This window comes from Komagataeibacter kakiaceti JCM 25156 (assembly GCF_000613305.1).
In genome coordinates, this window is the sequence record NZ_BAIO01000042.1 from 1 (window position 1) to 11217 (window position 11217).

Here is an 11217-nt window from a genome sequence, read left to right on the forward strand (position 1 = left end):
ACGAAGTGTGTTGATGTCGGTCGTGGCTGATCGAACGAACCGGTGATCCGGCCCGCGTGCATGGTGATGATGCGCGTGGCGCAGCGTTGCAGCTCCGCCATTTCGGATGAGACGAGGATGATGCCCACCCCGTCCTCCGCCAGTTGGCGCATGATGCGGTAGATCTGGAATTTGGTGCCGATGTCGATGCCCTTGGTCGGTTCATCAAAAATCAGCACGCGCGGCTGGCACGCCATGGCGCGGCCGATGATCGCCTTCTGCTGGTTGCCGCCCGACAGGTACATGATCTTCTTTTCCACCGAGGATGTACGCACATCGAACTGTTCGACCGTATCCGCCACCACGCGCCGTTCCCGGCCCGATGAAATGACGCCGCCACGCAGGATCCGGCCCAGGACGGAAATGCCGATGTTCTCCCGCACGCTCAGCAGCGGGAAGATGCCGTGGTGGCGACGTTCCTCGGGCAGGTAGAGCATGCCCAGCCTTACCGCGCCGTCCGGCCGGCCACGGGGGATTTCGTGCCCGTGCACGACACACCGCCCCGCCGTGGCGCGGTGGTAGCCGAACATGGTCTGCATAAGTTCCGAGCGCCCCGCGCCGACCAGACCGGCAAAACCCAGTATCTCGCCCCGCCGCAACGTGAACGACGCATCGGTAAAGCCGGGGCCGCTCAGGTGTTCGACCTTCAGGATCGTCTCCTCCTCCGCGCAGGGGAGTACGTGCGGCTGGAAACGCTCCTCCAGTTGAACGGTGTTGCCGGACATGAGGCGGATCAGTTCCTGTTCCTCCATCTCCGCCATGGGGTACGTGCCCACGCTGCGACCATTGCGCAGGACGGTGACGGTATCACCCAGCGCGAATATTTCCTCCATCCGGTGGGAGACGAACACGATCGCGCATCCCTCATCACGCAGCGTGCGCAGGATGGTGAACAGATGCTCCGTCTCGCTGGAGGTGAGCGAGGATGTGGGTTCATCAAGGATCAGAACGCGGAATTCCTCCCGGCTGGCGGCGCGCGCGATCTGGAGCAGCTGCTGGTCGGGCACGCTTATGCGCCCCACCGCCTGATCGGGGCGGGCGTGCATGCCAAAGCGGGCCATGAGCCTGCGCGCGGCTTCCCGCATCGCCTTTTTCGGCAGCATCATGCTACCGAAGCCGGAACGGGCGAACGGCATGAACATGTTTTCCGCCACGGTCATGGACGCAAACAGATTCAGTTCCTGCGGCACATACGCCACGCGGGCAAACAGGCTACGGTCAGCCAGTGCATCCTGCCCCCCGATCAGCACACGGCCCTGATCGGGGGGGACCAGTCCGGTCAGCACCTTGATCAGCGTGGACTTTCCCGCCCCGTTTTCCCCTGCGAGGATATGGACCTTTCCCGCTTCGAGCGTCAGGTCGATATGATCGAGCGCGACAACGCCGGGATAGACCTTGCGCAGGGATTCAACCTGGAGAACTGCCATGGGTGTTACTCCATCATGACGGACCTGTTCAGATATTCTTACTGGTCAGCACATCTATGCCCGTGTCGATATACTTGGGGGTTTTCTGGCCCAGCGCGCGCTGCCATGCCGCGACCACGGCCCAGTAGCCCTGCATTTCGGGGCGGCTGGATGCCGATGAATCCGCCACGCCATCACGGATGAGCTGGATCATGTCATTGAGGTTATCAAGACCGACCTCGCGCACCTTGCCCGTGCGCCCGCTTTCACGGATGGCCTGACCGATCCCGACCGGGCCGGACGCATCGCACGCCACCCAGCCGGCCAGATCGGGATGCGCCTGCATGATGGCGGCGGCCTGTTTCTGCGCGGTTTCGATGCTGTCGTTATCAATGCCGGTCGCGACCACCTTAATGCCCGGATAGCGCGCAAAGGCCGTGCGCTCGCACTGGGCGCGCAGGCTGTGGTTGGGCGCGGTGGGCACGCCCATCATGATCGCGACTTCCCCCTTCCCCTCGATCAGGCTGGCGAGGCGCTGGGCCGCGATGGTGCCCTGTTCACAGAAATCGGCCCCCACGGCTGTCACGTCCATGCCTTCTGGCGGCAGGGAATCAAACACGGTCATGGGCACCTTTTCATCCACCGCTTCCTGCATGGTGGCGTGATTGCCCTTTTCATCAAGCAGGTCGAGAATGAGTCCGTCGGGATGTGTCGCGACGGCGCGTTCGATAATGTCATTCTGCGATGAGACATCCGCCGTCTGCGGGGCGCGGTACTCAATCTCGATCCTGCGGCCGGTCAGCCTGCCCAGCAGGTCGGCAGCCGCGTGCGCGCCGGTATTGACCTTGTCAAACCATGGGTGGACCGTCTTGGGGATCAGCACGAAGCGCAGGGGTGCTGCGGTATCGTCCGCCCGGGCGGCCAGCGGCGCGCAGGCAAGCAGCGCGGAAAGCAGAAAAGCCATTTTCATTTTTATTATTCTTTCCCGTTACCGGCATCCTGCCGGGGTCTTCCCGCCATGTTCAGCATTCCGAAGGGGCGGCCACATGGCTGGCGTATTTCAGGCCCAGGGCGTCGATCGCCGCGACATTGCGCGCCGATGCCCCCTGCGGGTCGAAGGCGTTGGCCAGCCAGGCATCGACAATGCCCTTGGCCACTTCCACACCGATCACCCGCGCGCCCATGGTGATGATATGCGCGTTGTTGGACAGGGCGGCCCGCGTGGCGGAATAGGTATCGTGCGTCAATGCGGCGCGGATGGCCGGTATCTTGTTGGCCGCGATGCACACCCCGATGCCCGTGCCACAGCACAGGATGCCGCGATCGAACTCACCAGACAGGATGGCGAGGCCGACGCGCTCGCTCAGCGTGGCGTAGGGTTCCGTGCTGCCCGCCTGCTGGGCGGACATGTCGAGCACGTCATGCTCCCCCCGCTCTATCAGGTACTGCACGAGAATACCGGACAGTCCCTTACCGGCGCTGTCGCCGCCAATGGCTATACGCATGGTTCTGCTCCATGTTGAGGGATCTATGGTTGTGTTTTCATGCCGTCTTCAGCGTGTCGGCCGTGCAGGAGCGCGCCACACGCAGCATGACGTCGCGATCCTGCAGGCGGTCGCGTATATCCGGGGGCAGGCCGTCATCGGTTATCAGCACATCGAATTCCCCAAGGTCAGCCAGACGGTTCAGCGCGGTCACGCCGAACTTGGTGCTGTCGGCCAGCAGCACGCGCCTGTCCGCTACGCGCATGAGCGCGTGCTTGACCTTCACGATGTCCTGTTCCTGATGATAGGCGCACAGCCCATGAATGGCGGAAACCGACATGAACAGCGTGTTCACCCGCAACGCGCCAATGGCCTGTTCGCATAACAGCCCAAAAAACGCATCGAAAGTGGGATGGTAACACCCGCCAAGCGCCAGCAGCCTGATGTCGGGCGCCCCGGCCAGCGTGGTGGCGACGCCAAGGCTGTTGGTCAGCACCGTCAGCGCCCCGATCCCGGCCAGATGGTCCGACACGAAACGCGCGGTGGTTGAATCATCCAGCGCGATCACATCGCCCGGCACGATCATGCCCGCCGCCAGCGCCGCGATGGCCTTTTTTTCACGAACCGCGCGGCGCAGGCGGTAAAGCACGCTGCTTTCGACAATACCGTTGGGCAGGGTCGTGACGCCGCCATGCACCTTGCGCACCAGACCCTGCCCGGACAGGGCGTGCAGGTCGCGATGTATGGTCATGCGGCTTGTTTCAAACCGTAGAACCAGTTCATCAATCTCCACATTGCCGCGCGTAATGACGTAATCGACAATGGCGCGCCTGCGGGCGGCAACGGTGCGGGATTCAGCCAGATGCGTCATGTTCATGGCGCCACGCTCCTGATGAGTTGCACAAAATCGGTAACATTCCACGCGGCGCGCCCGACAAAGACCCCGTCTATATTGTCAAGCCGCGTATAGGCGCGGGCGTTATCGCGCGTGACGCTGCCGCCGTACAGAAGCGGCACGTTCCCGCCCGCCTCTTCCCCCGCGATCCGCACCAGCACCGCGCGCAGATGGGCATGGATTTCAGCCACGAAGCCGGCCTCCGCCGCCCGTCCGTTCACGCCAATCGCCCATACGGGTTCATACGCCACCAGCACCTGCGCCATCTTCCGGGGCGAGACACCGTGCAGCGCGATCATGATCTGGCGGGCAAGAACCTCACGCGTTACGCCAAAATCATGTTCCTGCGCGCTGTCGCCAATGCAGACCAGTGGCCGCATGCCGTGGCGCAGCACCGCATGCACCTTCAGGTTGACGGTCCAGTCCGTCTCACCAAAATGGGCGCGGCGTTCGGAATGGCCTATTTCCACCAGCTCCGCGCCGCATTCCGCCACCATCGCGGGGGAAATCTCGCCCGTCCATGCCCCGGCGTCCTCCCAGTGCGTGTTCTGCGCGCCGGTCAGTACGGGGGTGTCGTGCAGGATGGCGCAGACATCCCTGAGCGAAGTAAAAGGCGGGATGACAAATGGCTGCACACCCGCGGGCGGAGTGAAGGCGGCCAGCGCGCGCGCCGTTTCAATCGCGGCGGCTGGCCCCTTGTTCATTTTCCAGCTTGTGCCGACCCACACGGGCACAGGGCGCATCACATATCTCCACATTGACCGGAGCGTTCATATGTAACGCTCCATGTGTGATATATCTCACAAGAAAGGTTATCGTTGCCTGCGCATGTGCGGGTGGTCCATCACGTTCCCATGATCCGCTGGGGGCAAATCCCCACCAGCGGCACCTGGAGACGTCGCATGTCCTGCACGAGACTGTTTGAAAAGCCAGCCTTTGAGACATCCCGCAAATCATAAAGCTTCAGGGAACGCCGCCTTTTTGAAAAACGGCGGCACCCAAAAACTTTCATTGTTTTTTTATCAATCGTTTATTTTCAGACAACTTTCAGAATGACTATCCCGTCACCTCCGCGCGCACCGGGCCATCAAGCAGACAGGCTTCCGTAACGCGGCGGTCCGCGCCCAGCGGGCGGGTTGCGCGGCGGCCCTTTCCGGCCAGGGTTTCGTGGTAAAGGCAGGTCGCCTCATCGGGCAGGAGATCACCGTCCGTGACGTGACGCATGGCCTGAACCAGCAGCAGCGGATCATCGGCGTCAAGGATCTTGCGGCCAAACAGCGCAGCCCGCGCGCCGCAGCCCTGCGCCTGATACAGCAGTTCCAGGCAATCGCGTGTCGTCCCGCTCCCACCCCCCATGATTCCCACGACCATGCGTGGGTCAAAGGCACAGAGCTCCGTCAGCGCCGCCGCCCCGTTATAAGGGATTTTGAGAAAGGCCGGACGCTCCGCCTGACGTAGCCCCGCAAGGGTGCGTACGATCATGTCATTGAGGAACACGCCATGATCCTGCGGCGCGATCCGTCCCTCGTTGGGATTGAACACTTCCAGAAAATAGGAAAACCCGTGTTCATGCGCATCTTCCCTGAAGCTGCGGAAACATTCCAGCGCATGGGCGTCCTGCGCGGCGTCACCATTGAAGGTCAGGGAATACAGGCCAAGCCGGGCCTGCGCCCCGGACAGGGCGGCCGAACGGAACGGCACCGATTTCTGGGTGGTGTAGGGGCTGGCCCGGCCACGCCATAATTCACTGCTGTCATTGGCGCGGATGGCGGGCTGCACGCGGCTGCCCTCAAAAGCACCCTCACTGGTCAATATTTCCAGATTGGAGGCGGAAACCAGCATGATATCGACAATATCCTGCTCCAGCATGGCGCGTATGTCATCCAGATAGGCCCCGCGTGGACGGTAGGCGGAGGATGCGGCCCCACCACGGCGGCTGCCCATGGCGCTGATGCCGGCCGCCATGTCCGCATCCTTCGCATCGGCCAGAATGAAGTCGGCAGGCGTATCGGTTCCCGCGATCATGCGGGCGATCTTCTGTTCATAGCGGTTCATGGCTCAGGCTCCGATCGCTTCGGGCCGCACGACTTCCGGCATGGGGTGGGCGGCCATGTGGTGGCATGTCTCTGCCTGTTGCCAGGCGTCACGCGCCTGACGCTGTATTTCATCCGCATCCCACCCCAGGGCGTCACCCGCCACGTCCGCCACTTCACGCGCGACATCGGGCGTCAACGCGCCGGACAGGGCGATGGTCGTGCGCCGGTACAGAATATCCGCCACCTGACGGACCTGTTCATACCGGGCGATGAACGCGATTTCGCGGCGGGTATAGGTAGGCAGGCTGCGCAGGGGCATATCGGCTACATGAGCGCAGAAACGCGCGATGTCCTGCGCCAGCGTGCCGTAGCGGGCAAACAGTGTCCGCACCCGTTCGGGTGGGATGCCATAGGCTTCGGCAATGCCCGCGAGATAGGTGGCCTGCCGGGCGGGTCTGGGGAAATTCCTGCCCCCGCCGATGGGCAGCAGGCGGGTCGAAACCTGTCGTGCCCCGCCAAGACGCGGCAGGATGGTGTCGGCCACTTCCTCCGCCAGACCACGAAAGGTGGTCCATTTCCCGCCCACGAGCGAGAAAAGGACGGTCGGGCCAAGCCTGTCCTCATGCACGATATGGTCACGACTGATCGCGCCGGGATCGGATGCGCCGGAAGCGGGGAGCGGGCGCACGCCGCAATAGCGGTAGATCACATCATCCGCGCTGAAGCTGAAGCCGGGAAACTGGGCGCCCAGCATGTCGAGCATGTAGGTCTGTTCCGCATCGGTGCAGATGGCGGCATCCGGGTCGCGCAGCCGTATGTCGGTGGAGCCCACGAGTACATGCCCGAGGAAGGGATAGGCAAGGCAGATACGCCCATCCGGCGTGCCGAAATAGACCATGTGCCCATCCAGTTCACGCAGCAGCGCATCATGGCGCAACAGCAGGTGCGACCCTTTCGTGCCGTCAATATAACGGGTCCGCAGCCCCAGTATGGCGTTGACCTGATCGATCCACGCCCCGCCCGCATTGACCACGACCGGCGCACGCGCCTGCCATGACCGGCCGGACAGGCGGTCGCGCAGGGTCAGCGTGCCGTCATGGAAGGATTCGATGCGTGTATAGGTCGCGATCACGCACCCGCTTTCCGTCATCATGGCGTCACGCACGCATTCGTAGCCCAGTCGTTCGGGCTGGGTGATGGCGGCGTCGTAATACTGGCCCGTCGCCATGACGGAAGTGGCCATGTGCGGCCAGCGCGCCCTAGTCTGGCGGCGCGGGAAAAAGCGGTGACGTGGCATGACCCGGTTATGACGACCAAGGAAATCATAAATCAGCATGCCCAGTTCGGTCACCACCGCGCCCCGGTCCGCCATTTTGCCGCCCAGCCCCACGAACCGGCGGATGGAGGGCACGATCCCCCCGAACCATGAGGAAACCGGCACGGTCGTGGGTAGCGGATGCACCACATGCGGGGCGTTGCGCAGCAGCAGGTTCCGCTCCAGCGTGGATTGCGCGACAAGGCGGAATTCGCCCGTTTCAAGGTATTTGATACCCCCATGGATCAGGCGTGACGGCGCGCAGGACGCCCCCGAACAGATATCCGCCCGGTCCACCACCAGCACGCGCACGTTCTGTAGCGCCAGTTCACGCATAAGCCCGACGCCATTGATTCCAGCCCCGATGACGATGACATCGAATTCCGTTCGCGCCTGATCCGGCGGCGTGCCGTTATTCATGACGGCATCCTCCCCATTACGGTCGCGCCCGACAGGTGCAGGGGAATGTCGGGATGGATGGAGGGCCGGGGCGGCGGGGCCGCCGGTTGGGGCGTCATGTCGTACAGGGATGGCCAGAACGGGCGCATGGCCCGCGTCAGGGCAACGTAACGGTGGTACAGGCTGTCATAAACCGCCGCGCGCGCCGCATCGGGCCGGTAGGTGGTGCATGGCACGTCCAGCCCGTCCACCGCATGTTCCAGATCGGGATGGAGGCCAACGGCAACCGCCGCCGTCAGCGCGGCCCCCAGCGCACCGGCCTCCCGCACGCCGGAAATCTCGACCGGCATGTCCAGCACATCGGCAAAAAGCCGGGCGATGGCGGGCTGGCCACTTCCCCCGCCCGACACACCCAGCCGCGCCACCGGTCCGGTCTGGCGCAGGGCGGTGACGTGCATGCGGTGGTTGAAGACCATGCCCTCCACCATGGCCTGAAACAGGTCCGTGCGGTCGTGCCATGACTGCACGCCAAAAAAGGACGCGCTGGCGGGCGCGGCATAAGGTGAGCCGAACAGGAAGGGATGGAAAAGCGGCAGGGTGCGGGCCTCTCGCGGGGTGGCCAGACGTGCCTCCACCTCGTTCATCAGCAGCCCGGTCGCCTCCCCGTCATCGGGCAGCAGCAGTTTCGCCATCCATTCCAGATTGCTTGACGAGGCAGGCGAGATCGCCATGCAGTTCCACAGCCCCCGGCGGTACCCCGCGCGGCAGGACCAGCCATCGCCCGTTACGGGGTGATCGCGGAACACCTCGTTGATGGAAAATGTCCCGGCGGTCAGCGACATGTCACCCGGGCGCGTATGGCCCATGCCCACGGCGGCGGCGGTGACATCATGCAATCCCGCCGCCACCGGCGTACCGGCAAGCAGGCCGGTGGCCGCCGCCGCCGCCGGGGTGACACACCCCGCGCGCGTGCAGGATTCCAGCATGGGTGGCAGGCAGTCCTGTATGGCCCCAAGCCCCAGAATATCCAGTATTTCTGCGCTGTACCGCTGTGTCATCAGGTCGGTAAAGGCGGTGCTGGCCTCGGTCATGTCGGTTGCGATTTCACCCGTCAGGCACAGCCTGATCCAGTCCTTGGCGAACAGGATGGAACCGATGGCATGGTAACGCTCCGGCTCATGATCGCGTATCCACGCAAGGAGCGTGCTGGCCGAATAGACATAGGGGCGTTGCCCCGTAACGGGCATGATCTGGTCCAGCACGCCGCGCGCGCGCCAGTTTTCATGCAGCGCGGTCGCACGGCTGTCGAGTGACATGATCCCACGCCCGAGCGGATTGCCCCCGCGGTCGAGCATGAACAGCCCATCCCCATGGGCCGTAAGCCCCACGGCCGCGATGGCCTGCCCGGGCAGGCCAGCATCCGCAAGCGCCATGCGGATGGTCTCCGCCACGCCCAGCCATGCCTCCCCCATATCGCGCTCGACATGGTGGGGCCGGTCCATGTGGCGGGCCAGCCGCCTGCGCCCCGTACCCATGATCTGGCCGGTTGGTGAAAAAATGACCGCCTTGGTGGCGGTCGAGCCGCAGTCAATTCCGATGATGAAGTCCCGGCGCATCCCTGACCTCCTGATATCGAGCAGATGGCAACGGATTCAGACGCAATAAATAACATAATAAATGTTACATATATCACATAAATACGTGATCGTATGTGAGGGAACCGGATCGCATTCCGCCTGAAAAACCGCATGGACCTGACACGCACGTTGCATGTGGTAGGGTGGATGGTATTTTCACGCAGGCTCCATCCCTCCCTTATGGCAAGGATCGCTTTCCCGCATGACCGATGACCTGGCCCCGGCCCTTTCCCGCGATTCCGCCCCCTCCCCCCGCCGCCGGGACAATGCTGGCCGCCAGCAGCGTATTCTTGACCTTCTGTTTGAAACGGGAAACGCCACGATCGATGACCTGGCGGCGCGGTTTGCCGTCAGTCGCATGACCATCCACCGCGACGCCAACGCGCTGGCGCGGCAGGGGTTGATCGAGAAACTGCATGGCGGCCTCGCCCTGCGTGACCGCACCGCCACGCGCAAGACCGTCACCTACCGCAAGGCGCGGGCGACCGACAGCAAGCAGACCATCATCACGCACGCCGTATCCCTGATCCGGCCGGAACAGGTTCTGGTGCTGGATGATTCCACCACGGTGGCCGAAATGCTGCCCCTGCTGCCCGCGCTGGCGCCGCTGACCATCATCACCAACGCCATGGGGGTGATTACGGCCCTGACCCCTTATTCCGACCTGCGCCTGATCTGCCTGGGGGGAGATTACAACCGCCCGCGCAACGCCTTTTTCGGACTTATCTGTGAACAGGCGGCGCGTGGGCTGCATGCCGACACCATGTTCCTGTCCACATCCGTAATCCATGGCACCACCGCGTTCCAGACCAACCCCGATGTGGTCAAGATCAAGCGGGTGCTCATGGAAATATCCGACCGGACCATATTGCTGGCGGACAGTTCCAAGTTCCAGACAGGGGGCGTGTATCGACTGGGAGGCTTGATGCCTTTGATCTTGTCCTGACCGATACCCAGCTCAAACCGGACATTCGTGAAAAACTGATTGCCGCCGGAGCCACGCTGGAAGTCTGTGATGGTCATGACGGTCGTTGACAGGAAATAATAAACCTTTCCGGTCGCCGCCTTTTCAACAATGTGGCGTTTTTTGAAGCTTTTTGAAAAAAGCTTCACCAAAACTTTTTTTCCGTTTATGGGATGGATATTTAGTATCTATCAAAATTGATAAAATAATATTTATTAACGTACAAATCATTACATATCCTGCCCGCACCGTGCGACAGCCTGTAGCAGGGAATAATCAGGGCAAAAGGACGTAGGGAAACAGGAACCTCCACCTGTCTGGAATCGTTGGGACCGCACCGAAAGGCTTCCCTTGAAAAAAGCGTCCCGGCACATCCCGGCAACAGGAGGTTTCCATGTCTTACCCTGTAAGTCTTGGAATTATATGTATGACCGTACTGGCCTCCGGCTATCCGGCGGTGGGGATGGCGCAGGCCACGCGCTCCCCTTCCGCCTTGACACCCGAAAAACCGGTCACGACCACCCCGCCGTCACGTGCTTTGACGGGTTCCGAATCAAAGTCATGGCCTTCTTTCCATCAGGACCGCAAATCCCATGAACAGCCGGAGCAATATCCGTCAGGCACCCCGCCCCGAAACCCGGACCCCGCCACCAGTGGGCAGCAGCAGACAAAACAGGCGGCTCCGTTGCAATAACGGCTCAGGGTTGACCAGCCACATTCCCCGGTAGTCGCGCATTCCTGAATGCATAGGGCGTTTTGGGGGGAACTTTCCTGACAAAAGGCGGCACCGGAAAACTTCCATCCCTTCCTGTCAGTCGGTTATTTTCCAGCAGCTTCCCATCCATTGCATCTGCTGTCCTGTCTGAAAGTAACAGAAGGCCGGATCGACCTTTCCCCAGCAAGGTGCAAGAACAATGATCATACATGAAAAGAACAGGTGGGCGGCCCTGATCGTCATGGCTACCCTCCTGACCGGCGGGGAAGCCTGCGCGCAACCGCCCGTCATCGTGGGGCCGCCACCGCCCGGCGTGATCGTGCGGCG

General features: G+C 62.5%; 9 protein-coding genes. 1 reads left to right on the forward strand and 8 read right to left on the reverse strand.

Going from position 1 to position 11217, the window contains the following annotated elements:
* The 8 genes from JCM25156_RS04860 to JCM25156_RS04895 form a co-directional block, all read right to left on the reverse strand.
* On the reverse strand, positions 1 to 1466 hold a 1466-nt coding region (locus tag JCM25156_RS04860), incomplete at its 3' end, for a sugar ABC transporter ATP-binding protein (protein WP_025812325.1).
* Between the two features lie 28 nt (positions 1467 to 1494).
* Positions 1495 to 2415 carry a substrate-binding domain-containing protein gene (locus JCM25156_RS04865; protein WP_025812326.1) on the reverse strand — a complete coding sequence of 307 codons (921 nt, stop codon included), beginning with the start codon at positions 2413 to 2415 and terminating at the stop codon, positions 1495 to 1497.
* 52 nt (positions 2416 to 2467) lie between these two features.
* Positions 2468 to 2950 (reverse strand): RpiB/LacA/LacB family sugar-phosphate isomerase, encoded by a 483-nt coding sequence (locus tag JCM25156_RS04870; RefSeq protein WP_025812327.1) that lies wholly within the window; start codon positions 2948 to 2950, stop codon positions 2468 to 2470.
* Positions 2951 to 2987: 37 nt separating this feature from the next.
* On the reverse strand, positions 2988 to 3800 hold the full coding sequence (locus JCM25156_RS04875) for a DeoR/GlpR family DNA-binding transcription regulator (RefSeq protein WP_148299326.1): 813 nt from the start codon (positions 3798 to 3800) through the stop codon (positions 2988 to 2990).
* A gap of 2 nt (positions 3801 to 3802) precedes the next feature.
* The gene (locus JCM25156_RS04880) at positions 3803 to 4567 is read right to left on the reverse strand and encodes a triose-phosphate isomerase (protein WP_025812329.1); all 765 of its coding nucleotides are present in this window, start codon (positions 4565 to 4567) and stop codon (positions 3803 to 3805) included.
* A gap of 313 nt (positions 4568 to 4880) precedes the next feature.
* Positions 4881 to 5879 (reverse strand): beta/alpha barrel domain-containing protein, encoded by a 999-nt coding sequence (locus JCM25156_RS04885; RefSeq protein ID WP_025812330.1) that lies wholly within the window; start codon positions 5877 to 5879, stop codon positions 4881 to 4883.
* Between the two features lie 3 nt (positions 5880 to 5882).
* Positions 5883 to 7595 (reverse strand): glycerol-3-phosphate dehydrogenase/oxidase, encoded by a 1713-nt coding sequence (locus tag JCM25156_RS04890; RefSeq protein ID WP_025812331.1) that lies wholly within the window; start codon positions 7593 to 7595, stop codon positions 5883 to 5885.
* Complete coding sequence (locus JCM25156_RS04895) at positions 7592 to 9190, reverse strand: FGGY-family carbohydrate kinase (protein WP_025812332.1); 1599 nt, start codon at positions 9188 to 9190, stop codon at positions 7592 to 7594. The genes JCM25156_RS04890 and JCM25156_RS04895 overlap by 4 nt, the downstream gene beginning before the upstream one ends.
* Before the next feature lie 223 nt (positions 9191 to 9413).
* Between JCM25156_RS04895 and JCM25156_RS21610 the strand changes: the two genes are divergently transcribed.
* On the forward strand, positions 9414 to 10157 hold the full coding sequence (locus JCM25156_RS21610) for a DeoR/GlpR family DNA-binding transcription regulator (RefSeq protein WP_242402478.1): 744 nt from the start codon (positions 9414 to 9416) through the stop codon (positions 10155 to 10157).
* Positions 10158 to 11217 lie beyond the last annotated feature (1060 nt).